The following is a 25,009-nucleotide window of genomic DNA, read 5'->3' as shown; positions in this document are numbered from 1 at the left end:
TATTAATAGTTTAATGTTTACAAAATTGCGCATGCTGTGCCTGCTAAATTCATTTTGGAAAGTTGGCTTCTATACTGAACCATCGGCGAAAGCATGACGCATAAGCATTATAGTTAGCTTTTCATCATCAGCTTGCAATCCATGTGCAGTTTAAGTATAGAATACCTGCATAGGTTAGCCATCATATTGAGGTGGCCTTATCAAATTTCGCATTAAGCATCGTGCATTGTATATCAGCCGAATGATATGAGTTATCAAATAATTTATAACTTGATTTTTGAGAAGGAGAAATCGGTATTTATTCTTTTACGGCCTTGGAACCACGATCTTTTACTAAGAATAGGTTAAACACAAAAGTGAGTAAAAACGCTACCAGGCAACCCACTAAAGTGGTTAGTACACGCTCCAGTGGTATAAACCATGAACGGTCACTTTTATTTTGTACCATAACTATCACGAAGGCTGTAATACCAGCCCTAACCGTATACGATATATTGAAAAAAAAGCCAACAGCCACTATCAAAATAACGCCTGTTGATAGCTGCAGTAATTGTGGTATAGGGGTAGGAAATAGAACAATGCCAGCTATACACCCTATGATATTTGCCACCATACGGTCTGTTGCGGCTTTATTTGTATTATCGAACGATAAGCCCAGACCCACAGAAATAATTGCCCATTCAAACGGATATTGTGGCCATTGTACATAAAAATAATAGCAGATAGCCACACCAATTATGCATTTGATGGTGAAAATCCAGGCTTGTGCGTCCATTTTATTGAGGCTATTCATGCTAATTTGATTACAAAGACATGCAGCGAAAACGAAAGACCGCTGTATGAAACAAAGCGTTACCTTTTTTTAATTACCGGATGTTTTTTTGCATAAAAGTGCGTATCAGCGTGGCTATCTCTTTTCCATACTCTTCAATCAGGAAATGTCCGCCATCAAACAAATGAACCTCGGCACCAGGCAAGGCCTGCAGGTAAGCACTTGCCCCGGCTCCCGGAAATATTTTGTCGTTTTTGCCCCAGGTTATCAATGCAGGTGGCTGATATTCGCGCAAATATTGCTGCCATTCAGGATATTTTGGAAAGTTAGTGGCGTAATTTTTAAGCAACACCTTCTGCACATCGGCCCGTCCTGGTTGCTTCATTAAATAATTATCCATATTGTAACTATCAGGACTAATCACATCGGTGTTTTTAGCCCCGAAAATATATTGATCCCTGATGCCATCGAATGACATCATATAACTAATGGCCCCGTCAATGGCTTCTTGATCGCCGGTTGCTTGCAAGTCGCCCATTTTCTTAACGTCAGGCCCAATACCCTCCAAAAAGGCGTTGGCATTCTGAATAATCAGGTTGTTAATCAATTCTGGCCGTTGTTTAGCTATTCTGAACCCAATAGGGCCGCCATAATCCTGCATGTAAAGTGTTATTTTACTCAGGTTTAGTTTATCGATAAACTTTTCGATCACCTTTGCAAGGTTATCAAACGTGTATTCAAAATTTTCGGGAGTTCGACAAGCACTGTACCCGAAGCCGGGATAATCAGGAGCAATCAAATGATAATCAGAAGCCAACCAATCAATCAGGTTCCTGAACATGTGCGATGAGGATGGGAAGCCGTGCAGTAAAAGAATAACAGGTTTAGCTGTATCGCCTGCTTCACGGTAAAAAATCTCCAGATCATCTATCTTTATCGTACGATAGTAAGTGTAATTTTGATTGTCGGCCCCGTTCATAGTTGTTTTTTAAAAGCTAAAATCGTTAACAAAAAGCGGCGCTGGATATCCAGAATTTAAACATGCGTATTACCATAGCGCTTATTTCAAAATTAACAATGATGTAATTTGTAAACATAGTTGAGACTATCAGATAAATGATAAGAGTTATCATTTGAGTAATTTATAGAACAGTCCGCTTTGAATAGCAATTATTAAAAAAATTGGGAAAGGTAAATCTGATACCGGCATGCCAGCAATTAATGCTTAAGAGAATTATAATATTAATAACACTTATAACTCCTGTGATTTGACCCATTAATGCATAAGGTAGTAAATTTGCTACTGTGTAAAATAGGTTAACCTATTTTAAATCATATGTTTATAATTTGATGTAAGGTTTTGGTAACTTAAAGTAACGTTGAAATATCACTATCAAAACCCTTCAAAAAATATTATTATGGAAGCTCAAAGATCAGATGGAATTAGCCGTCGTCGTCAATTTATAGGTTCTGCAGGGTTACTAACTGTAGGGTTTGCGTGTTTCCTGAGTTGATTTTTGCACAGTTTGATTGTTGACGTCAATAATGTCTTTGGTGACTCTTTCTTTTCTGATAATCACACCTGAGGCATATGTATCCAATCTGAGTAGGATCAATTATGGTTTCCCTTACCTTTCAGGAGCTGGAAGATTAGTGATCAAAGATGTTATAATGCTGGCAGGTGGATTAATTGTTGCGGCTGACAGTGCAAGGCAGCTTTTAGAACAGAGCCATTAACAAGAAGTCGTTTATTCTGCAGAAATAGGGTTTTCATTTTTTAAATTTTAAACTTTTAAGCTATGTCTATTAAAAAGATAATTCCGGGCAAATTAGGGTTTGGTTCTGCTCCGCTGGGTAATATGTTCAGGAATATACCTGATGCTGAAGCGATAGCTACCGTTAAGGCTGCATGGAACGAGGGCATACGTTATTACGATAGTGCCCCTTTTTACGGTGCGGGTTTGGCAGAAATTCGCTTTGGAGATGTGCTATCCCAGTACCCTCGGGAAGAATTTGTTCTGAGTACCAAGGTTGGTCGTGTTATACTTGATGAAGTTGAGGATATAAGTAAAAGAGACTTGGGAGAAAAGGGGGACCTGTTTAAATACGGTCGTCCAAACAAGATAGTAAATGATTGTTCTGTGGATGCCACATTACGCTCTATCGATGATAGCTTGAAACGGCTTCAAACTGATAGTATTGATATTGTTTGGGTACATGATGTTGCCCAGGACTTTTATGGAGACGAATGGTTAAACATGTTTGAAAGTGCCCGTAAAGGTGCGTTCAAAGTACTTGACCGCCTGCGCGATGAAGGCGTTATCAAAGCATGGGGATTAGGGGTGAACCGTGTAGAACCAATTGAGATAATCCTGGCTCTGGAGGGCGCGCATCCCGACGGCTTTTTGCTTGCCGGCCGTTATACTTTGCTTGATCATGACCGTGCCTTGCAGCGTGTAATGCCCGAAGTATTAAAACAAGGTTTGGGAATTGTTGTTGGTGGCCCCTATAGTTCGGGTGTATTGGTTGGTGGTTCGCATTTTGAATACGCTCCTGCTACTCCTGAGATATTGAACAAGGTGGCAAAGATTAAAGCTATTGCTGATAATTATGGTGTAAGCATGAAGTCTGCGGGGTTACAATTTTCTCTCGCTAACCCTGCTGTGGCAGCCGTTATTCCCGGTGCAAGCAAACCAGACCGGATTGCCGAAGATACCGAAGCCCTTAATGCTATAATTCCGGATGAGTTTTGGGAAGCGCTGCGGGTGCAAAATCTGGTAAACCCTGCGGCACCATTGCCAATTGACAATAAATAATTCTAAATAAAATTCATCATGGCAAAAGCATTCGCATTTATCGAAATTCCTGTTGATGCAGACAAAGTTTGGCAATTGATAGGAGGTTTTAATTCCCTGCCCGATTGGCTTCCTTATATTCCTCATTCTGAGTTACAGGAAGGGGGAAGAGTGCGCCACCTTTCCAATCCTGAAGGTGGTGTTATTATTGAGCGCTTAATGGCCTTTGACGAAAAGGAACGCAGTTATACTTATCACATTTTAAAAGCGCCGTTTCCTGTAAAGGATTACTTTTCTACCTTAAGAGTTAAAAGTAATGGAGATGGTAACGGCGCTCGTGTAGAATGGTTTGGTGAGTTTACTCCTGTAAACGCTTCAGATAAAGAGGTATCATCCTTGTTTCAAGGTATTTATGAAGATGGGCTAAATGCACTGAAAGAATCATACATGGACTGAATGATATAACTTTAAAATTTTCATGATGTCAACAATAATTTACAGGTAAGCTGTCTGCTATCTTGCAACTTTAACGTAATCTGTTGCTGCAAGCTTACCAAGTTGTTTTAGTTTTTGGTTTAACTCATCTGTCCAAGGTAATCCGATACATAATCGTACACAGTTTTCAAATTGATCCTGTAAAGTAAACATTCGCCCTGGTGCAATACTTATTCCCTGCTTTATGGCCAGGTCGTACAGTTTTACGGTATCAATGTTTTTATCGAGCTCTATCCATAAAGTAAGGCCTCCCTGAGGTCTGGTGATCTTGGTATTTTCAGGAAAATACTCGGCTATGGCCCGGATATAGTTTTGACAGTTGTTCTCTAATGTACGCCTGAATTGCCTCAGATGATTTTCATATTTGCCGGTTTTTAAAAAATTGGCCACGGCTTCCTGTACGATGGAAGTTGATGAAATAGCATGCACCAACTTCTGTTTCATGATTTTATCCTTGTATTTACCGGGAGCTATCCAACCTACCCTGTAACCTGGTGCCAGCGTTTTTGAAATGGAGCTGCACCAAACTACATTGCCGTCAAGGTCAAATGATTTGCAGCACCTGGGCCGTTGTGTACCAAAATAAATATCACCATATACATCATCTTCAACAAGCGGAATGTTATGTTTGGCTAACAAGGCAACAACTTCCTTCTTGTTATCATCGGGCATACAGCTGCCCAATGGCGTATTAAAATTAGGGATTAGCAGGCAAAGGTTAATTTTAGGAATAGCACTTTTGAGCCCTTCTATTTCGATGCCCGTAACGGGATGTGTAGGCAGTTCCAGTACTTTTAACCCAAGGCTTACAGCCAGTTGTAAAATTCCGGGATAGCATGGGCTTTCGATGGCAATGGTATCGCCTGATTTTAACAAGGCCATCAGGCAAAAGGAGAGTGCCTGCATACCTCCGCCCGTTGTGATGAGATCATCTTCATGCAAATTACCTCCCCAGCTTAACGATCGAACGGCTATCATTCTGCGCAGGTTGATGTTTCCCTGTACCAGTTCGTAATCTATACCGCCGTTCTTTAATGTCCGGTTAGCATAAACAATTTCCTTCTTCAGTTTTGCCAGCGGGAGCAAAGCACCGGCAGCCGCGGCAATTGAAAAAAGGGTAAGTTCATTCCTGCCCATGTTTGCATAAACCTTACTAAGCAATTCATTGGGTTCATGTTCATTAGCAATGGCCGAAGGTCTGCTAACCTCTGGCAGAGGTAACTCGCGGTACATTTGCTGTCGCACAAAATAGCCCGACTGTGGTTTTGAATCGATCAATGATTGTGCCTCCAGTTCCATAAATACCCTCTTGGCAGTATTCATACCCACACGATGTTCCTGGCAAAGTGTTCTTACCGATGGTAGTCGATCTCCCGGCTTTAAAACACCACCCCTTATCTGGCCCGCAATGCCATTAGCAATTTCATTATACAGAAAATCCTTACTCATGATGTAAATATAACTGTGTCTGTTTAAATATCAAAAATTGATACTGTGTTTGTTGAGGTGCCTCATCTACTTTTGCTTAACATTTAAACATTGTTCAACCATGAGTAACACCATATCATCAAACAAAACCGAACAAGACCAGGTTAAAGGCTGGATCAACGGGTTTATAGCCGTACTTGTATTTAGTGGTTCTATGCCGGCAACAAAGGCTGCTGTACTGGGCTTATCGCCGTTTTTTGTAACTGTAACCCGTGGGGGTATTGCAGGTTTGCTTGCCCTTTGTGCTTTGCTTTTGTTTAAGGAAAAACGTCCTCAAAAATCGCAGTTAGTATCATTGGTCATAGTAGTTACAGGTGCTGTAATCGGGTTCCCGCTGTTAAGCGCACTGGCTTTGCAGTATATAACATCGGCTCATTCATTGGTGTTTATGGGCATGTTACCGCTTACAACAGCCATTTTTGGAGTAATAAGAGGAGGCGAGCGGCCGCATCCTGTGTTTTGGATATTTGCCGTTTTAGGCAGTTTACTGGTGATTGGTTATGCGGTAAGCCAGGGACTCGCTGCATCACCGATTGGTGATATCCTCATGTTGATCTCCATTGTACTGTGCGGACTTGGCTATGCCGAAGGTGCAAAACTTTCCAGGGAACTGGGTGGTTGGCAGGTTATTTCCTGGGCTTTGGTGCTTTCTCTGCCTTTAACAATTCCTTTGATGGTCATGTTGCGCCCGGTATCATTTGTAAACGTTGGCACAGGTGCCTGGTTGGGTTTGGCTTATGTTTCTGTTTTCAGTATGCTTATTGGTTTTGTATTCTGGTATCGGGGATTGGCACAAGGAGGCATTGCAGCGGTAGGGCAATTGCAATTACTTCAACCATTTTTCGGATTGGTTTTGGCTGCCTACTTATTGCATGAGCAGGTAAGCATGGGTATGATCGGTATTACCGTTTGTGTGATCCTTTGCGTTGCGGGTTCCAAAAAGCTTGCTGTGCAGCGACGATAGCATTAATATTGTTGCCATTTTTGTATTTTGCTGAACTTATGAAAACTTATTTTATCAGGAAAATCACCTTTGTTTTTTTAGGGATTGTATGTCCCGTTTTAAGCTGCTTTGCTCAAACCCGGTTAATTAAAAATTTACAATCGGGTAAACCTCAAATTTTAGTGGTTTATGGTACAAGTTTAACAGCAGGCACAGGTGGCAAGGCTTGGGTTGATGCCGTTGCAGCCGAACTGAATAACAGATTTCATAATAATTTAACGGTTTATAATTCAGCCAAAAGCTCTATGTGGTCTACCTGGGGCGTACAACATTTGGAAGATAGTGTGATCAGTAAAAAGCCAGATGCTGTATTAATAGAATTTAGTATGAATGATGCCTATCTTGAATACAAAACCAGCGTTGAACTGGCACGCATCAACCTGAATTACATGATTGACAGAATTAAACTGTACAATCTGGATTGTGAGGTTATTATACAGACCATGAACATCCCGATCAAAGAACATGGTGTTAAACGGCCTGATATTGACAACTATTATGCAATGTACAGGCAGGTGGCGAAAAAAAGAAAGCTTTTACTGATTGACAATTATCCGCACTGGAAAACTATTTTAGATGAGGGGGAAAGAGCGTACCTGAAATACGTTCCCGATGGTATCCATCCTGATGCAGCTGGTGCACAAAAAATTATTGCACCCTTCATAATTGAAAAACTCACCCGGGTGAAATAAGGCTCTAAATACCTAATTTCCTCGCTGTCCTCAATAAATATTATTGGGGATTTCTTTTGTAACAATTCCCTCGATCTGCATGTGTTAATTTATAATTAACATAGATTTAAAATAAGCAGGAGATATTTGCCGCCGGAATGTAGTGCCTTATTTAGGTATTTCATGTAACCCTTATAACAGTAATAAACTCAGGATGGATTCACGGAGAGATTTTCTAAAAAAAGCCGCCCTTTTGTCTGGCGGTGCAGCAATGATGAACATGTTACCCCCTGCAATACAAAGGGCAATGGCTATAAACCCGGCAGCGGGCAGTACCTACCTTGATGCAGAACACATTGTTATCCTGATGCAGGAAAATCGCTCTTTTGACCATTGTTTCGGAACTTTACAGGGTGTGCGGGGCTACAATGACCCAAGGGCCATTCGTTTGCCTAATCAAAAACCCGTGTGGCTGCAAACCGATGCTGCCGGTAATACCTATGCGCCTTTCAGACTTAATATAAAAGATACTAAGGTTACCTGGATGGGTTCGTTACCACATTCACGGGCGAGCCAGGTTGATGCCAATAACTTAGGTAAGTATGATAAATGGCTTACTTCCAAACAGTCCGGAAATAAGAATTATGCTGATATGCCGCTAACACTGGGGCATTATACCCGCGAAGATCTTCCGTTTAATTATGGAATGGCTGATGCCTTTACCGTTTGTGACCAGAATTTTTGTTCGGCCATGACCAGCACAACACCAAACCGTTCCTTCTTCTGGACAGGTAAGATCACCCATGAGCAAGATGGCCTTCCTAAGGCTAATATCAGAAACACTGATTACACTTTTGGAAATATGCCCTGGGAAACTTTCCCGGAGCTGTTGGAGCAAAATAATATTTCATGGAGTTTTTACCAAAACGATCTGAGCTGCGGCGGCGGGTTTGAAAAAGAAGAAAGAGCCTGGCTCGCTAACTTTGGTTGTAACCTATTGGAGTTTTTTAAAGCCTATAACGTAAAATTCTCTGACCGTTACATTAAAAATCTGCAAAAGCAGGCTGAAGATCTGCCCGATCAGATTAATAAGTTACAGGAACGGACCCCGGCCGATGAGGCTACAGCTATAAAAGTTCGTGAAAGCATCAGGAAAAAACAGGATGTTCTTGATAACGCCCGCAGCGAACTTTCAAAATGGAATAAAGAGAGTTATGAAAAACTTTCTGAAAAAGAGAAAAGCCTTTATCGCAGGGCCTTTGTCATAAATTCGGCTGATGAAAATTTCAGAAGTATAGCCGAACTTACGTACCAGGATAATGCTCAGGAGCGCAAGGTAACCATACCTAAAGGCGATCTGCTGCACCAGTTCAGGCAAGATGTAAATACAGGCAAGCTGCCAACGGTTTCCTGGCTGGCTGGCCCCGAAAATTTTTCTGACCACCCAACTGCCCCGTGGTATGGTGCATGGTATGTTTCGGAGGTTTTAGATATCCTGACCAAAAATCCTGAAGTATGGAAAAAAACAATATTTATTGTTACCTATGATGAAAATGACGGCTATTTTGATCATATCCCACCATTTTCAATCCCTGATGCTAAACTGCCCGGAACAGGTAAAGTAACTGCCGGTATAGAAACTGAAATAGAACATGTACGCCTGGAAAATGAGCTTAAACAGGGTATACCTAAAAATCAGGCTCGTGAAGGAGCAATTGGTCTTGGTTTCAGGGTGCCTATGCTTATTGCCTCACCATGGAGCAGGGGCGGTAAGGTATGTTCCGAAGTTTTTGACCATACCTCAACCTTACAGTTTTTGGAGGGTTTTGTGAATAAAAAGTATGGTAAAAACATCAAGCTAAATAATATCAGCCAGTGGCGTCGTACTATCTGCGGCGACCTGAGTTCGGCGTTTAGCCCTTATAACGGCGATCAGTTAGGAAATATACCTTTCCTTGACCGCAACAAAAACGTGGAAACCATTTACAACGCCAAGTTTAAAGGTGAACCCACTTCATTCAAAAAACTATCTGCAGATGAGATAGCAAAGATCAGTGCCGATCCGTCAATAATAGCATTTCAGGAAAAAGGTATACGCCCATCATGTGCGCTACCTTACGAGCTTTATACCCATGGCAGTTTAAGTGCCGACAAAAAGAACTTTGAAATTAAGCTTGCTGCCGGAAACGGAATGTTCGGAAAAAACGCGGCAGGGTCACCGTTTACGGTTTATGCTCCCGTTAAATATAACGACGAGGTTAGTAAGGACGAGATTTCAAGAAACTGGCATTTTGCAGTAGCCGCCGGTGATCAATTAACTTATAACTGGCCGGTTAGCTCATTTGAGAATGATCAATATCACTTGCGTGTACATGGCCCAAATGGCTTTTACCGTGAGTTTATTGGCAGCAACAATAATCCCGATTTAAAAATAACCTGCACTTACGAAAAGAGTAAGCTCAATGCAGCAAAGTTAACCGGGAATATTGTTGTAAACATTGTTAATAACGATGCCAGCGCCCACGAAATAGTTATAAATGATAATGGTTATAAAGCTGGCATTATAAACAAATTGGTTGCTGCCAAAAGCCAGGTAAACGTTGTTCTTGATCTGGCGAAAAACTTCAATTGGTATGATTTCAGTGTAAAACTGAATGACCAAAATGTGTTTGAAGAACGTTTTGCAGGCAGGGTAGAAACTGGCGCGATCTCAAAAACCGACCCGGTAATGGGTGGTGTTATTGCATAACATATAAAATAATGCAGACTAAAGCCGGGTGCATTTAGTCTGCATTTTAGTAGAGCGCTGGATGGCAGCATGCCGAAGGTTCGATCCCTTCCTCTACATCAACCTATATCAATTAAATTATGAACTATCCATTAATAGCCCTCATTATTTTAATAGCAATTGCAATTGTGGTTTTTCTGGCCTGGAAAGATCAGCAGGATAAGAAAAAGATGGAGAAAGAGATGAATCAAACTGATATCAAACCCGAGAAGCATAAAGACAATAAATCAGATATTTAATACTATCTGTTATTACCCGAAACAGGTGTTTCAAATCTGAACTCATTTTATATATTTGTAAAACAGCATATTTTTTAGCTGTTATTACCAGTCATAAACCAATTTTGGCAGGAGCGCCTGCTATTACCCTGTATTTAATTATTTATCAGCTTTTATGAAAAGTTATACTGTTTTAATATCTATTGTAGCCGCTTTAGGTGGTTTATTATTTGGTTTTGATACGGCTGTAATAGCAGGAACACTACATTATTTAAAATCTGTTTTTCAGCTTAATGATGCCCAAATAGGATTGGTTGTAGGTGCTGCATCAATTGGCTGTATACCGGGAGCATTATTTGCTGGTGGCCTGGCCGATAAATTCGGTCGTAAAAAGCTGATGATCGTAACCTCTGTGTTATACATTATTGCCGCTTTAGGCAGCGGAGCAGCGGGTAGTTTTACTCAATTAGTGATTTATAGGCTTATAGGAGGTGTTGCCATTGGTATGGCTTCAACATTAGCACCTATCTACATATCAGAAGTAGCACCGCCCACTTTTAGAGGCAGGCTGGGCATGTTGCAGCAGCTTGCTATTGTAACCGGTATATTATTATCATTCATATCTAATTATTTAATAGTAGATACCTCACTGCCTTTTTTAAATAGTGATAATTACTGGCGCTATATGCTTGCGGCGGCGGTAGTACCCTCTGTCATATTCTTCGTGTTATTACTATTAGTGCCCGAAAGCCCCAGATGGCTGGTATCTAAAAGCAAAATCGCAGAAGCTAAAAAGGTATTCGGAAGTATTTATTCAGATAAAGAAAGCCAGGAACAGGTTAAACTGGTTACTGATGATATAGCATCAGAAAGCAAGCCTGCCCTGAGCGATGTATTTAGCCCACGCTTCAGGAAGGTTGTTATCATTGGGCTGGTGTTTGCCTCTATAGCACAGCTTACGGGTATCAACATTGTGTTTTACTATGCCCCGCTAATATTTGAAAAAATACATGTAGGTGGCAGCGTACTGTTTCAAACCATACTTACGGGTGTTGTTAACCTGATATTCACCATACTTGCCTTCCCGCTGATAGATCGCCTCGGCCGTAAAAAATTATTACTTATAGGATCAACTATTATGGGGCTTTGCATGTTTACCCTGGCCGCTTTGTTCCATTTTAACATGCTGCAAAACTACTTTGTGTTGTTAACCATATTTGTTTACATAGGTGGCTTTGCATGCACCTGGGGCGTTGTGTTATGGGTGTATGTGGCCGAAATCTTTCCCAACAAGATCCGTGGTACCGCTACATCAATCGCGGTATTTGGTAACTGGGTTGCCAACTCCATTGTTTCACTTACCTTCCCCGTAATGCTTTCGCAGTTGGGCCCGGTAGCAACATTTGGTGTTTATGGTATAGTAAATATCAGTATGATACTGTTTGTAAGTAGTTATGTTTTTGAAACCAAAGGCGTTCCGCTTGAAAGGATTGAAGAGCTGTATACCCGTACAAAATCAGCTAAAGCTTAAACAAAAACAGCTTCAGGTGGTGTGCTTGTTTATATCATTCATGTGGTAGGTTTAAACTATGGGTAAGCATCTTTTATCAATCTTTTTTCTGTAAATTAGTGTATTAGCATGATTATGTTTCGGCGTTTACAGTATTGGATCAACCGTCAGTTTCAGCCCCTTTTTTCTTTATTGCTTACAGGCTTGCTGGTTGTTGGCAGCATGACGCTGAAAGACAATTATCTTATTGTAACCAAATATACCCCCTCTGGAATCATCAACTGGGAAATAAATACCAGCAACGCCCGCCGTGATTCTATTTTAAAAGAATGGCAGGCTGGTTTTAAAAAAAATGTGATTTATACCAGTAAATCCACCTATCCTAAAACTATAACAGGTATTGAAGCAGTAACATTCCACAATAATGTAGGTTATGGCTTTATCGGGACGTATGTGTGTATACTGCTTATCCTTATCATTCGTATAGGCAGTCAAAAAGCAAACCCGCGCAGGCGGGTTATTTCGCAGCTTACTGTTTTAAGATTTTGCATACTGGTACTGTTGGCTGGGCTGTTAGATGTATTTAAAAATATTGCAACCAGCAAAATGCTGCAGCAATTTAAGCTTGGTGAGCCGTTAGCCGATGCGTGGATCATTGCTGTTGCGGCATATATAAAATATCTGCTGCTGGTATTTGTATTTTTAAAGCTGTTGTACGAGGCATTTAAGTTAGGTAAGCCCCGTTTTTGGCTCGATTATGTATCGGCCTGGCTGGCGAGAGTGCTCAGGTATTCATGGCGGTTTCGTATAGTATTGCTTACGCAGTTTATCTTCTTTATGGCTTTGTTTATCAGTGGCCAGGTGCAGGATATGCTGCTGTCTATCAATACTTCTCCATGGGCCAGTTTTTATTTTTTGGTAACGGTAAGTTTACTGGCCATCATGTGCTGGCATTTGCCAAAAGCTATTGATAATGCCATTAAAGTAAGTTATAAATGTTTTTTTACCGGCCCAATTGATTTTGATAATGTCAGGTTACCGGCAGGAGCAAGGCCATCATTAAAAGTGGATACCGGAAGGCTGTTTGGAGCCGCTGGCTTTTTGATCCCGGCTGCAGGTATCCTGCATACCATGAATACCTATCATATTGATTATCTGTTAAATGGAATATCGCCGTTGGTGATTTTAATAGCTATGCTCATTTTTTATAAAATGGCGCTTCATTATAAATGGATAGACAAGTTGTATAAATCTGGGAACACGGTTATTCAATGGCGTTTTTGGGTAAGTATGGTATTGCTACTGTTCCCGATGATTGTTTGGGGCAGTAGTACCGGCAAGCAAAACCGCGAGCCTTATTTTTTAGCTTATCTGTCGCTTGATCTGTTTTTTCTATCGGCCATGTTTATGATCATCGCTACGTTGCGTACCTGTTTCCCTGCAGTTTCCAAATGGCGCATAGCACCATGGGTAGCTTTTGGCGGGGTAACTGCCACCTTGTTTTTTATACTTTGTAATTTCCCGCCCATTTTAAACAAGATTACCGGGAATAACCGTTTTTATACTATGCCAGTGATATTGTGTGCGGTTACTGGCTATTTGTTGTTTTTTTCATTCTTATTGTTTGCCGGTAAAAAAACAGGTGTTAGTATCATAACCTTTTTACTGTTATTTACACTTTATAGGTCGATAAGTACAATTACAGCATACCATGAGGTACATATTCAAAAGCAGGATAATTATCATAAATCGCTCGATTCGCTAAACAATTATACCGAACAATGGCTCAACAGTCGCAAGCAGGATATTAAAACTTTTGCTGCCCAGCACCCTGGCAAACCTTACCCGGTGTTTTTTGTGAACGCCTATGGCGGCGGCTTACGTGCTACCGTATGGACAACCATGGTGATAGGTACGCTGGATAGCCTCATAAAAAATAACTATAAACACGGTGCTGCTATAAAAGACTTTCAGCATAATGTATTTTCCTACTCAGGAGCTTCGGGCGGTACCATAGGGTTATCCCTGCTTTGTAATGCCCGGTATCAGTATCGTAAAAGCAACAATGCCGATACCTTATTTTACCCGGTTAATTCGCTCGCCATATATCGTAATGATTACCTTACTTCAAACCTGGTTGCTTTATTGGGCAGGGATATGCTGGCCTCTGCATTAGGCATTGCTCCCTGGGCAGATAGGGCCAGGCTGATGGAAGAAGACTGGGAGCGGCATACCAAAACCCATCACCTGAGTATGGGCGTTACCATGAGTAAAATGTGGAAGGAGAGCAATTATGAAGTGCCCCTGCTTTTTGCAAATACTTTTGATGTAGATAGCGGGAAGAAAGGTATTGTAGCACCGGTATTATTAGATAGCCTCGATTTTCCGTCGACAGTATTTTTAGAACAGGAGATTGAAGACCCAGGCGATCTGCGGTTAAGTACAGCTACTTTTGTGAGTGCCAGGTTCCCTTATGTGAGCCCTACGGCCAAACTAAATGGCAAACATCACTTTATGGATGGCGGAACCTGGGACAATTCGGGCGCGGAAACCTCGTTGCAAATTTTAACCGTGTTTGAAAGGGTACGGGCAAAATTAATAAAGCAGGATACGATATTTAACCATATTCAGCCGCAATTTCTCTCATTGCCTAATTCCGTGCTGCGGATGGAGCCTGCCGGTAAGGCCGAAAATTTATTTGAACCACTGGCTCCGCCAATAGGGGTGCTAAATAGCAGGGTTGGGTACATGAAAAAATCAGATGACTGGAATTACTCCTTTTCACGAATGAAGCATTATGGGTTTTATCTTTTTCGCCCAACTGCAGAGCAGGTGCCAAATGTTAATATATGGCCGGTATTACCGCTTGGCTGGCAAATTTCAGATTATGCCATGACCAGGATGCGTGTCAGCGTGCAAAGGGATAGTACCGTTATCAACAAAGTAATGGCAGGGTTTGGTATTGATAATTACCTTAAATAACATGTAAATCACCCTTTTAACTAAGTGCTTCAAATAAGATGCAATAAATTAAAAAATCATATGTCTTTTGTAGCACGCCGTCCTTTATTAGTTTCATTTTAATATAATTACAATTAATTCATACTAAACCCGCAATTAACAAGCTATGCTGAAAGAAGAACGACAGAATTTTATAATGAAGCAGATAAATCTGCATAACAAGGTGTTATCATCAGATCTGTGTGTTAAGTTAAATGTATCTGAAGATACCATCAGGCGCGATCTGCATGAACTCGCCAGTAATTCAAAAATTAAAAAAGTTTATGGTGGGGCCATGTCAAAGTCGTTTTCGCATACCACGGGCATAAAGGATACTTATGCGCAGGAAGCAAAAAGACATATAGCCAAAAAGGCCCTAACGCTGATTAACGATGGCATGACCTTGCTTTTAGGTGGTGGTACCACAATAATGGAGATGGCCCGTTTAGTACCTAAAGGCAGGCGCTGTACTTTTTTTACGGTGAGCCCCATGGTTGCTATGGAGTTGATTGAATATTCAGATTGTGAGGTGATTTTGCTGGGAGGTAGCTTACTGCATGATTCTTATATAGTTACAGGCTCTATGGTGATTAATCAATTAAACGACATTAAAGTTGATCTGTGTTTTTTGGGAACCAATACAATCTCTATTGAAGATGGTATTACCGATTCTGTTTGGGAGGTAGTTCAGGTTAAAAAAGCAATGATCAAATCGGCCAGTAAAACAGCCATAGTAAGCATAGCGGAAAAACTGAATAGTGAAGGAAAAATGAAAGTATGCAACATAAACGCTTTAGACTATTTAATTACAGATATTGACCCGGCTGAAAAGATGCTATCTCCCTATGTTGATGTACTAAATGTTCTCTGATATGCTGCTTATGAAACGACCATTTTATCGATTCAGGGACATTAACAATAATGTTACAATCGTGATTTTTTTAAAATTTATAGCTGATACAGAGGTTTTTTGATGATTTTATTTGCGGTTTTATGCGTTAGTATTTTTAATAATGCATAAAACTGGCAAATAAATATGGTTATTAATTATATTTGAAGACAGGCATTAATTAATCATTGCATGTTTGTGCGTTATTGTGCGTTGTATTATGCTAAACCCCAATCTTGATAAAATGCGTTTATTCACAATACTCCTCATGTTCATGCTTAATGCAGGAGTTTTATTTGCACAAACACAAGACTCAGTATCCTTCCGGAGGATAGAGTGGGAAACCAGGCGCATAGCTCCTGGGATCCATTTAAAACAAGCATGGTTCAGAAGCAAATCGTTGTTTAAATCCAACCAGTTCATATCCGTTTTGGAAATCAAACCAAGGCGCAAAAACAAGATCAGCATAGCTTACGAAACAAAAATTAAGCAAATAACCGACGATTTTGGTGAACGAAACCAGGCGCTTGCCGCCATCAACGGAACTTTCTTTGATGTTAAAAACGGCGGTTCGGTTGATTTTATAAAGGCAGGAGGGCAGGTGATTAACCAAAACCGACTCGAAAAAAATAATACCCGAGCAAAGCATCAGCAGGCCGCCCTGGTAATGAAAGATGGCGCGTTACATATTGATGAGTGGGATGGCAGCGCCGATTGGGAGCAAAAACTGGATGGCCAGGATGTAATGTTAACCGGGCCATTACTATGGCATAATGACAAACAGGCCACGCTTGATTCAAATAGTTTTAACGTAACCCGCCATCCGCGGTCGGCAATGGCTATAACTGATAACAATTGGCTATTAATGGTCACAGTTGATGGGCGAGATGCAAACTCGGCAGGAATGAGCCTGTTTGAACTCCGCAAAATCCTGCAATGGTTGCATTGTCGTGATGGAGTAAACTTTGATGGCGGGGGATCAACAACCTTATGGGTAAAAGATCAGGGTGTGGTAAATTATCCTTCTGATAATGGGAAGTGGGATCATAAGGGGCAGCGTAAAGTTGCAAACGTAGTATTGGTTAAAAGAAACTAAGTTATACTCACTTTATCATAATGAAAACAGCAATACCTGCCTTGTTGATGTTAATGATCACCGGATGGGGGCAGATTCAGCACAAGCCTCAGCACGCTCCTGAATTTTCTCCCAAGCCTAAAAAGGCATTGATCACCGGTGCCGACCAAACCGAAAAATATCTGCCTTATTTAAGCGGAAAAAAGATTGGTATGGTAGTTAATCCGTCCTCGCAAATTGGCGATAAACCCAGTGTTGATAGTCTTAAATCATTAGGAGTAAATATTGTAAAGATATTTGGTCCTGAGCACGGTTTCAGGGGGGATGCCAGCAACGGCGCGCATGTTGATGATAGCGTTGACCCTAAAACCGGCATACAGGTAGTTTCCTTGTATGGCAAAACCGGTAAACCAAGTGAAAAAGACCTTGCTGAGGTTGACCTCATGGTATATGATCTTCAAGATGTAGGAGCAAGGTATTATACCTACCTGGCAACCCTGCACCGGGTAATGGAGGCCTGTGCCGAAAATGATAAAGAATTGCTGATACTTGACAGGCCAAACCCAAACGGTTACATGGTTGATGGGCCCGTACTTGATATGAAATTAAAATCAGGCATAGGTTTCCATCCTGTACCTATTGCCCACGGTATGACAGTGGGCGAATACGCCCAAATGATAAACGGTGAGGGCTGGCTGGCCGGAGGCGTAAAATGCAGACTTAAGATTATTACAGTAGCCAATTATAAACACAGCATGCCTTATACGCTGCCAGTGCATCCCTCACCAAATTTAAATACCCAGCAATCCATTCTATTATACCCTTCGCTGTGCTTATTTGAGGGTACCATTATAAGCCAGGGCCGCGGAACTTATTTCCCATTCACGGTGCTTGGAAATCCGGATTTGAAGGATAAATATGAATTTTCATTCACACCGGCAGGCATTAAAGGTATGAGCGAAACGCCGCTGTTTGAAAATACAGCATGTTATGGTCTTGATCTCCGGAATTACGATACCCAAAAACTGGTAAAAAAGAAACGCATTAATCTTGGCTGGCTCATTGAAATGTATAAAGCCTATCCTTACAAAGAGCGTTTCTTTGATTTTAAACAGAGCAAGCAAATTGGAAACTTTGACAAGCTGGCTGGAACCATGGAGCTGAAAGAGCAAATTATTGCAGGCAAAACCGAAAAGGAGATCAGAGCAAGCTGGGAGCCCAAACTTAGCCAGTTTAAAAAGATGCGCAAGCAATATCTGCTTTATCCCTGATCGATACATCAGCAAACTACTAAACTATTCATATCTCAAAGGTTCAAAACAGAACACTTAATTAACAATTCATGGAAAAAAAGCTACTCAGACTGCTTCTGGTCATGTTGTTTTTGTCGGTGCAGGCTATTGCCCAGCAAAAAACAATTACCGGAAAAGTAACTTCAGCAGATGACGGAAACGCACTGCCCGGAGTTTCAATTAAAATTAAAGGTACTCCCGATGGTACTGTTACCGACCTTAACGGTTCCTATTCAATTAAAGCAAGCGATGGACAGGTATTGGTGTTCAGCTTTGTGAGCTTTGCCACACAGGAGATAACCGTTAAAAATAATAGCGCGATCAATGTTAAACTTGGCGCCGACACAAAATCATTAAATGAGGTGGTTGTGGTGGGTTACGGAACACAAAAACGCGCGAACTTGACAGGTGCCGTGGCTACGGTTGACACCAAAGCATTACAATCACGTCCCATTACAGATGTAGCTCGTGGCTTGCAGGGTGTTGTGCCTGGCTTAACTATCACAACAGCAACCGGCGATCTGGGTACCGACCCTAAAATAAGGTTACGTGGCTTAACGGGCTCTATCAATACCGGATCTGCTGGCGCTGCGCCTTTGATACTGGTTGATAACGTAGAGATTCCAAGTTTGCAGTTAATTAACCCTGATGATATAGAATCTATATCAGTATTAAAAGATGCGGCTTCAGCTTCAATTTATGGTACCCGGGCGGCATTTGGTGTTATATTGGTTACTACCAAAGCCGGTAAACGCAATGCAGTTAATCGTATAACTTACTCTAACAACTTTGCCTGGGCTTCACCAACTAAACAACTGAAACTGGCTTCTGCAGCAGATAATTCAGAAGCTTCATTACTGGCTTTGCAACGTTTTAATCCCAGCACTTCGAGCTTTAGTATTATCGGTTACTCTGTTGATGCAGCCGCCATACAAAAAATGCGCGATTGGGAAACCCAATATGGTAATCAGAACTTGAGCCCCGAAATGGTTCAGGGCCGTGATTTTGATATCATCGGCGGGAAACTATATTTCTACCGCTCATGGGATGCCGGTAAATTGTACCTTAAAGATTGGACTCCTCAACAATCGCATAACGTTGGGATAAGCGGCGGTAGCGAAAAGATAAATTATAACATTGGCTTAGGCTATCTTAATCAGGATGGTGTACTAAAAGTAAACCCGGATAAGTTTGACAGATATAACTTTTCTTTAGGTGTAGGAGCAAGTCCAACCAAGTGGCTGGATGCGCGTGCTAAAATTATATTTTCAAACACGGCAACTTCTACTCCTTTCATTTTCTCAGCTTCACAATACGGCCCTTATTATTATTTGTACCGCTGGCCAGCCAACTATCCTTACGGTACCTACAATGGTTTACCCTTCAGAAGTTCAGTAACAGAAGTTCAACAGGCCAAAAGGGATGAGGATAAAAATAACCTGTCCAGAATATCGGTAGGGGGTACATTCAAAATACTTCCGGGCTTTACAGTTGATGCCGATTATACATACACCGGTACAAATGAACACTTACATCAAACCGGTGGCAATACCATGGCTTATGACTTTTGGTCATTCAATGGCACTGCCCTAAATTATACCGGGTACCAAAGCGCCTCTTATAATAAAGCAAGGTATTATTCTTACTGGAACACGGTGAATACAGGCAAACTATTTGCAACATATAACAAAACCATTGACGATCATTCTTTTAAAGCCATATTAGGAAGCGATATCGAACTGAACGAATACACCAACCAGTCATCTGAAAGAAGAAACCTGCTTGACCAAAATTTTGGTGAGGTTAACCTGGCCACCGGTGATCAGTTTGCTTCATCTGCCGATGGGCATTATTCAACACTGGGTTATTTTGCGCGTATTAACTATGCCTATAAGGATAAATATTTGTTGGAAGTAAATGGCCGTGAAGACGGTTCATCACGTTTCCCGGTTAACAACCTATATGGTTTTTTCCCTTCCGCCTCAGCCGGATATGTGCTTACCAAAGAGTCGTATATGGATTGGAGCAAGGGTTTTCTTTCATTCCTGAAAATAAGGGGATCATACGGGTCTGTGGGTAACCAGGCTGTAGGTAATAATCGCTTCCTGTCGTTATTAAGTGCTCAAACTTCCGGATGGATATTGCCCTCAGGAAATGCAACTACCTTAACTACCCCAACACCGCTTTCGCCAGTACTTACCTGGGAAACTATCCGTACAGCCGACCTGGGTTTAGATGCCCGTTTCCTGAACGATGAGTTAGGGTTAACCTTTGATATTTACAACAGAACTACAAGCAATATGATTAGCCCAGGTGTCACGCTTCCAAGTTCTTTCGGAGCAGCATCACCTGTACGGAATTTTGGCGAGTTACAAGGTAAAGGTTGGGAACTGGCTGTAGATTATAATCATACGTTTGGCAATGGGTTTCATTTTAGCGCAACCGCAACATTGTCTGATGCTCAGGAAACCATCACGAAATTCGCTAATACGACACAGGCTCTTCCTGCAACTATTGCCGGATTAAATAGTACTTATTATGAAGGTATGAAACTGGGCGAGATCTGGGGTTTTGTAACCGATCGTTTATTTACACAAAGCGATTTCTCGGGTAAAGACGCGGCCGGTCATTATGTGTATGCGCAGGGCGTGCCTTCGCAAAGTAAGCTGGAAAGCGGATCATTTTATTTCGGCCCGGGCGATGTTAAATACAAAGACTTGAATGGCGACGGTACTATTTACTACGGAAGCAATACGGTAGATGATCATGGCGATAAGAAGATCATCGGAAACTCAACCCCACGTTATCAATATGGCTTAAGACTTGCCGCAGATTGGAAAGGCTTTGATCTGAGCGTATACCTACAAGGTGTAGGCAGTCGTCAGTTATGGGCAAGCGGTCCGGTTGCTTTCCCAGGTTTCAGAGCAGCCGAAGGATGGTATTCTTATCAAATGGATTACTGGTCAGAAACAAATCCTAATGCGTTTTATCCAAGACCTACAGATTATGGTGCTTCGGTTGACAAGTGGGATTATCAGCCTCAGACCCGCTATTTGCTGAATATGGCCTATCTGCGCTTAAAGAATTTGAATGTGGGTTACTCACTTAGCAAAAGTGTAACCAGAAGGTTGGGTATTGAAAGGTTGCGCGTTTATTTCAGCGGTGAAAATATCCTGACGTTTGATCATTTAGGAAACATCCCTATTGATCCGGAAACGGATTTTTCACAAACACAGATAGATAATGACCGTGCCGGTTTCGGACGTGTTTATCCTTACAGGAAAACCTATTCATTAGGATTACAGGTGACATTTTAATTAAAGAAGAATTATGAAAACACTAAAATATTTAATGTTCGGTTTGATCCTTATTTCATGGGGATGCAAAAAAGCCGATGATTTTTTAACCAAACAACCCCTTGATCAGTTTACTGATGATACCTACTGGACAAGCGAGGGCAATGTGCGCACTTTTGCCTTCGGGTTCTATCCAACCTATTTTCCGGGTTATGCTTCTGGTTTCGATCTGAGTTGGGGAGGGTATTTTTCGGGCGAAAGCTTAAATGATGATTTTGCACCATTAACCCCCACAACATTTACCAAAAATGTGCCGGCAACGGGTGGCGGCTGGTCATTTACAAATATTCGTAAGGCCAATATATTTATCGATCGTATTAAAATTGTACCTATGTCTGATGAAGCTAAAAAACATTGGACAGGAGTAGCCCGTTTTTTTCGGGCATTGGAATATGCAAGTAAAGTAAAGGCATTTGGCGATTTTCCGTGGTATGGAAAAGTATTAAAGGAGACTGATACTAAAGAACTCTATCGCCCGCGCGACCCACGAACAATGGTTATGGATAGTGTTTTGGCCGATTTTAATTATGCTGCCACAAATGTTCGTACCACTGATGCTGTCACCGGTCCGCAGGGGCTTGTTGTAAACCGGTATGTAGTACTAGCGTTCATGTCAAGAGTTTTCTTGTTTGAGGGCAACTGGGAAAAGTACCAGGCCAATAATGCAGCAAAGGCTACTGAATATCTAACAGCAGCTAAAAATGCGGCTAATGAGGTAATTACTAAAGGGGGATATACAGTTGCACCTGATTACAGGAAGATATTTAACTCACTTGATCTGTCAACCAATCCCGAGATCATTTTATACAGGAAATATCAAACCGGCTTGCTTACTCATAGCCTGGAGAGCTATGTGAATAAGGAAGTACAAACCGGGGCTTCAAAAAATGCTATAGAATCTTATTTATGCAAGGATGGTTTGCCTATTGGCATATCGCCGCTTTATAAAGGTGATAAAACCATTACAAATGTGATGACCGATCGGGATCCTCGTATTACTGCTACCTTTGTGCCTGCCATAAGGCTGAATGGTGTGGTTTCAAATTATTCATCATCCGGTTATGCTGTTTTGAAGTTTTTTAATGAGGATATCAAAGATCTTACAGATGGTAACAGCAGCTTAAATGATACGCAAGCACCTGTAATACGCTATGGCGAAGTACTTATAAACTATGCGGAAGCGAGTGCCGAATTAGGAACCTTAACACAGAATGATCTTGACATATCGATCAATAAGTTAAGAAACCGCACCGGCATTAATATGCCTGCCCTGCAAGTTATGGGTGGCCAGCCCGCTGTAAATGGCGCCGTTTATGATGACCCTAAACGTGATCCTACTGTTCCATCACTATTATGGGAGATTCGCCGCGAACGCCGTACCGAACTGATGATGGAAGGTTTCAGAAATGACGATCTTAGAAAATGGAAGAAATACGAATATCTGGATACCCAGGGGAATCCCGATATTAACTTAGGCGCCTGGATAAACCGGGCCGATTACCCTAAAACCTTATCGGTTGCCACACAAAATAATGCAGCCTCAGGTTACGTAGTTCCTGCTACCAAGGCCGAAACCCAACGCATATTTAACGACCCTAAGGTTTATTTAAGTCCGCTGCCTTTGGATCAGATAAAATTGTATAAGGATCAGGGTGTGGATCTGAAACAAAATCCTGGTTGGTAAACAAGAAACATTAAAATTAAACCCTTCCTGTATTTTGGGGAGGGTTTTTAAAATGATTACTAAAGCTTACAAATATGAAGCCTAAAAAGTTAAGTGTATTTTTATTATTGTTTTTACTAACCGCAGGCATCAGCCAGGCGCAAAGTTTCAAGTTCGCGTTCGTTTCTGATACCCATGTGAATATCGGTAATCCAACCGCTGCCGAAGACCTGCGTAGAACAGTGAAGGACATTAATAACAATCCCGATTTAAAATTTGTGGTGATTACCGGCGATATCACTGAATTTGGGGCCGACGAGGAACTAAAGCTGGCTAAACAAATTTTGGATAGCTTAAACAAGAAATGGTATATCATTCCAGGTAATCACGATGCTAACTGGTCGGAAAGTGGCAGTAATACCTTCCGGAAAGTTTTTGGTTCAGAAACATTCGCGTTTAATTATGGAGGGTATTTGTTTGCAGGTACCAGTTCGGGTCCAAATATGCGGATGGGGCCGGGCCAGGTACCCCGTGAAAATATCGTATGGCTTGATTCTGTGCTGAACCATACCAAACCCGAAACTCCTCTGATCTACCTGAATCATTACCCCCAGGATTCATCGCAGAATAACTGGTATACGGTAATCAATAAACTGAAAGCAAAAAATATCCAGATGATACTGTGCGGGCACGGGCATAGTAATCATGTACTCAATTTTGAAGGCATTCCAAGTATAATGGGGCGCTCAAACCTGCAGGCAAAAGACAGTATAGGTGGCTATAATATTGTAACTATACAAAATGGTAAAGCCACATTTGAAGAACGTAAACCGGTGGTTGAAACCTCAAGAAAATGGGCTGAAGCTGACCTCTTTGACCATCATTTTAATAAAGATACAGCCCATTACTATCGCCCATCATACGCGGTAAATAATGGTAGTGGGGTAAAAGTTTTTTGGAGTTACCAGGATCAGAGTGACATAGGGGCTGGAATGGCGGTGGCAAATAATGAAATTATACTTACCGATACCAAAGGGCTGATCTATGCACTTGACAAAAAGACAGGCAAACGCATCTGGTTATACGCCACCGGTGGAAAGATATATTCTACCCCTTGTGTATCGGGTAATTACGTTGTTGCTGGTTCCTCAGATAAATATATCTATTGTATTTCGACTATTACAGGCAAGCTTATCTGGAAAAGTGCGGCTGAAAAAGCAGTTGTTGCATCGCCGGTAATTGAAAACAAGATGGTTTATATTGGAGCCTCTGATGGTCATTTCCGTGCATTGGATCTAACCTCCGGGAAACTGGTGTGGGATTTTGATCAGGTAAAAGGATTTGTGGTTGATAAGCCGCTGATTTACCAGGGTAAAATATATTTTGGCTGTTGGGCAAATGATTTTTATGCGCTTGATTTAAATACCGGGAAATTGGTATGGAAGTGGAACAACGGCACAACAAACCGTATGTTTTCGCCCGCGGCCTGTTATCCGGTGGCAGCCAATAACCGTGTATTTATTGTTGCTCCTGACCAATACATGACCTCTCTTGATGCCTCAACAGGTAAAGTGCTATGGCGCGAAAAGATGAAGGGCACAAGGGTACGTGAATCCATGGGGCTATCAAATGATAGCATGCTGGTGTATGTGAAAATTATGGATGGTAAGTTATTAGGTATCTCCACTAAGGCAGATTCTATGCAAATTGCCTGGACATCATCTTTGCAATTACCTTACGAGCTTTGTCCTTCTGCCATAGTTGAACATCGTGGGGTAGTTTACGTTCCAACGCATTCTGGAATTGCTTACGCGGTTGATCGTAAAAGCGGAGATGTGTTATGGAAATACAAGGTGTCAAATTGCTTAATGAACACCATATTACCTACAGATCAAGCAATTTATGTGAGTACAATGGATGGAAAAGTAACAAGCTTGCAAGGAAAACAAGCTAAATAAGACAAGACAGGCTACATTTATTAAAATGCAGTCCTG

Annotated in this window: 18 protein-coding genes; 15 read left to right on the top strand and 3 right to left on the bottom strand. The window is 41.4% G+C overall.

Features of this window, described 5'->3' with window-relative positions:
- Positions 1 to 298 precede the first annotated feature (298 nt).
- Entirely contained in the window at positions 299 to 793 is a 495-nt protein-coding gene (locus tag QWZ01_RS12305) for an FUSC family protein (RefSeq protein WP_290323632.1), read from the bottom strand.
- Positions 794 to 866: 73 nt separating this feature from the next.
- Positions 867 to 1,751: an alpha/beta fold hydrolase gene (locus QWZ01_RS12300; protein ID WP_290323631.1), complete on the bottom strand. Its 885-nt coding sequence runs from the start codon at positions 1,749 to 1,751 to the stop codon at positions 867 to 869.
- A gap of 551 nt (positions 1,752 to 2,302) precedes the next feature.
- On the opposite strand from QWZ01_RS12300, the gene QWZ01_RS12295 reads away from it, so the two are divergent.
- The 3 genes from QWZ01_RS12295 to QWZ01_RS12285 all read left to right on the top strand — a co-directional run bounded on the left by QWZ01_RS12295 (position 2,303) and on the right by QWZ01_RS12285 (position 4,023).
- A complete protein-coding gene (locus QWZ01_RS12295) occupies positions 2,303 to 2,509 on the top strand; it encodes a DUF417 family protein (protein WP_353959400.1) in 207 nt (68 codons plus the stop codon).
- 62 nt (positions 2,510 to 2,571) lie between these two features.
- Positions 2,572 to 3,588, top strand: a complete 1,017-nt coding sequence (locus QWZ01_RS12290) for an aldo/keto reductase (RefSeq protein ID WP_290323629.1) — start codon at positions 2,572 to 2,574, stop codon at positions 3,586 to 3,588.
- Positions 3,589 to 3,606: 18 nt separating this feature from the next.
- On the top strand, positions 3,607 to 4,023 hold the full coding sequence (locus tag QWZ01_RS12285; RefSeq protein WP_290323628.1) for an SRPBCC family protein: 417 nt from the start codon (positions 3,607 to 3,609) through the stop codon (positions 4,021 to 4,023).
- A gap of 57 nt (positions 4,024 to 4,080) precedes the next feature.
- On the opposite strand, the gene QWZ01_RS12280 is transcribed toward QWZ01_RS12285, so the two are convergent.
- The gene (locus QWZ01_RS12280; RefSeq protein ID WP_290323627.1) at positions 4,081 to 5,511 is read right to left on the bottom strand and encodes an aminotransferase-like domain-containing protein; all 1,431 of its coding nucleotides are present in this window, start codon (positions 5,509 to 5,511) and stop codon (positions 4,081 to 4,083) included.
- A gap of 100 nt (positions 5,512 to 5,611) precedes the next feature.
- On the opposite strand from QWZ01_RS12280, the gene QWZ01_RS12275 reads away from it, so the two are divergent.
- The 12 genes from QWZ01_RS12275 to QWZ01_RS12220 all read left to right on the top strand — a co-directional run bounded on the left by QWZ01_RS12275 (position 5,612) and on the right by QWZ01_RS12220 (position 24,973).
- Positions 5,612 to 6,514: a DMT family transporter gene (locus QWZ01_RS12275; RefSeq protein ID WP_290323626.1), complete on the top strand. Its 903-nt coding sequence runs from the start codon at positions 5,612 to 5,614 to the stop codon at positions 6,512 to 6,514.
- A 38-nt stretch (positions 6,515 to 6,552) separates the two neighbouring features.
- Positions 6,553 to 7,245 (top strand): SGNH/GDSL hydrolase family protein, encoded by a 693-nt coding sequence (locus tag QWZ01_RS12270; RefSeq protein ID WP_290323625.1) that lies wholly within the window; start codon positions 6,553 to 6,555, stop codon positions 7,243 to 7,245.
- 193 nt (positions 7,246 to 7,438) lie between these two features.
- Complete coding sequence (locus QWZ01_RS12265; protein ID WP_290323624.1) at positions 7,439 to 9,973, top strand: phosphocholine-specific phospholipase C; 2,535 nt, start codon at positions 7,439 to 7,441, stop codon at positions 9,971 to 9,973.
- A 119-nt stretch (positions 9,974 to 10,092) separates the two neighbouring features.
- Positions 10,093 to 10,251 carry a hypothetical protein gene (locus tag QWZ01_RS12260; protein ID WP_290323623.1) on the top strand — a complete coding sequence of 53 codons (159 nt, stop codon included), beginning with the start codon at positions 10,093 to 10,095 and terminating at the stop codon, positions 10,249 to 10,251.
- 154 nt (positions 10,252 to 10,405) lie between these two features.
- Entirely contained in the window at positions 10,406 to 11,761 is a 1,356-nt protein-coding gene (locus QWZ01_RS12255; RefSeq protein WP_290323622.1) for a sugar porter family MFS transporter, read from the top strand.
- Between the two features lie 108 nt (positions 11,762 to 11,869).
- Positions 11,870 to 14,722, top strand: a complete 2,853-nt coding sequence (locus tag QWZ01_RS12250; RefSeq protein WP_290323621.1) for a hypothetical protein — start codon at positions 11,870 to 11,872, stop codon at positions 14,720 to 14,722.
- Positions 14,723 to 14,867: 145 nt separating this feature from the next.
- A complete protein-coding gene (locus QWZ01_RS12245) occupies positions 14,868 to 15,611 on the top strand; it encodes a DeoR/GlpR family DNA-binding transcription regulator (protein WP_290323620.1) in 744 nt (247 codons plus the stop codon).
- Between the two features lie 262 nt (positions 15,612 to 15,873).
- On the top strand, positions 15,874 to 16,725 hold the full coding sequence (locus QWZ01_RS12240) for a phosphodiester glycosidase family protein (protein ID WP_290323619.1): 852 nt from the start codon (positions 15,874 to 15,876) through the stop codon (positions 16,723 to 16,725).
- 20 nt (positions 16,726 to 16,745) lie between these two features.
- The gene (locus QWZ01_RS12235; RefSeq protein ID WP_290323617.1) at positions 16,746 to 17,975 is read left to right on the top strand and encodes an exo-beta-N-acetylmuramidase NamZ family protein; all 1,230 of its coding nucleotides are present in this window, start codon (positions 16,746 to 16,748) and stop codon (positions 17,973 to 17,975) included.
- A gap of 71 nt (positions 17,976 to 18,046) precedes the next feature.
- On the top strand, positions 18,047 to 21,313 hold the full coding sequence (locus QWZ01_RS12230; protein ID WP_290323616.1) for a SusC/RagA family TonB-linked outer membrane protein: 3,267 nt from the start codon (positions 18,047 to 18,049) through the stop codon (positions 21,311 to 21,313).
- A 13-nt stretch (positions 21,314 to 21,326) separates the two neighbouring features.
- Positions 21,327 to 23,036, top strand: coding sequence for a RagB/SusD family nutrient uptake outer membrane protein (locus QWZ01_RS12225; RefSeq protein WP_290323615.1), 1,710 nt, complete (start codon positions 21,327 to 21,329; stop codon positions 23,034 to 23,036).
- A 74-nt stretch (positions 23,037 to 23,110) separates the two neighbouring features.
- A complete protein-coding gene (locus QWZ01_RS12220; protein WP_290323614.1) occupies positions 23,111 to 24,973 on the top strand; it encodes an outer membrane protein assembly factor BamB family protein in 1,863 nt (620 codons plus the stop codon).
- Positions 24,974 to 25,009: the final 36 nt, after the last annotated feature.

It is taken from the genome of Mucilaginibacter aquaedulcis (genome assembly GCF_030409325.1).
Classification (GTDB): Bacteria; Bacteroidota; Bacteroidia; order Sphingobacteriales; family Sphingobacteriaceae; genus Mucilaginibacter; species Mucilaginibacter aquaedulcis.
The sequence above is the reverse complement of the archived record's forward strand: the minus strand, read 5'-3'. Positions and strand labels throughout refer to the sequence as shown.

Excerpts from the sequence above, each read along its gene's own strand:
- QWZ01_RS12280 (WP_290323627.1), bottom strand. The coding sequence starts at position 5,511 with ATGAGTAAGGATTTTCTGTATAATGAAATTGCTAATGGCATTGCGGGC.
- QWZ01_RS12290 (WP_290323629.1), top strand. The coding sequence starts at position 2,572 with ATGTCTATTAAAAAGATAATTCCGGGCAAATTAGGGTTTGGTTCTGCT.
- QWZ01_RS12220 (WP_290323614.1), top strand. The coding sequence starts at position 23,111 with ATGAAGCCTAAAAAGTTAAGTGTATTTTTATTATTGTTTTTACTAACC.
- QWZ01_RS12235 (WP_290323617.1), top strand. The coding sequence starts at position 16,746 with ATGAAAACAGCAATACCTGCCTTGTTGATGTTAATGATCACCGGATGG.
- QWZ01_RS12285 (WP_290323628.1), top strand. The coding sequence starts at position 3,607 with ATGGCAAAAGCATTCGCATTTATCGAAATTCCTGTTGATGCAGACAAA.
- QWZ01_RS12225 (WP_290323615.1), top strand. The coding sequence starts at position 21,327 with ATGAAAACACTAAAATATTTAATGTTCGGTTTGATCCTTATTTCATGG.
- QWZ01_RS12255 (WP_290323622.1), top strand. The coding sequence starts at position 10,406 with ATGAAAAGTTATACTGTTTTAATATCTATTGTAGCCGCTTTAGGTGGT.
- QWZ01_RS12250 (WP_290323621.1), top strand. The coding sequence starts at position 11,870 with ATGATTATGTTTCGGCGTTTACAGTATTGGATCAACCGTCAGTTTCAG.
- QWZ01_RS12305 (WP_290323632.1), bottom strand. The coding sequence starts at position 793 with ATGAATAGCCTCAATAAAATGGACGCACAAGCCTGGATTTTCACCATC.
- QWZ01_RS12260 (WP_290323623.1), top strand. The coding sequence starts at position 10,093 with ATGAACTATCCATTAATAGCCCTCATTATTTTAATAGCAATTGCAATT.
- QWZ01_RS12240 (WP_290323619.1), top strand. The coding sequence starts at position 15,874 with ATGCGTTTATTCACAATACTCCTCATGTTCATGCTTAATGCAGGAGTT.
- QWZ01_RS12270 (WP_290323625.1), top strand. The coding sequence starts at position 6,553 with ATGAAAACTTATTTTATCAGGAAAATCACCTTTGTTTTTTTAGGGATT.
- QWZ01_RS12275 (WP_290323626.1), top strand. The coding sequence starts at position 5,612 with ATGAGTAACACCATATCATCAAACAAAACCGAACAAGACCAGGTTAAA.
- QWZ01_RS12230 (WP_290323616.1), top strand. The coding sequence starts at position 18,047 with ATGGAAAAAAAGCTACTCAGACTGCTTCTGGTCATGTTGTTTTTGTCG.
- QWZ01_RS12300 (WP_290323631.1), bottom strand. The coding sequence starts at position 1,751 with ATGAACGGGGCCGACAATCAAAATTACACTTACTATCGTACGATAAAG.
- QWZ01_RS12265 (WP_290323624.1), top strand. The coding sequence starts at position 7,439 with ATGGATTCACGGAGAGATTTTCTAAAAAAAGCCGCCCTTTTGTCTGGC.
- QWZ01_RS12245 (WP_290323620.1), top strand. The coding sequence starts at position 14,868 with ATGCTGAAAGAAGAACGACAGAATTTTATAATGAAGCAGATAAATCTG.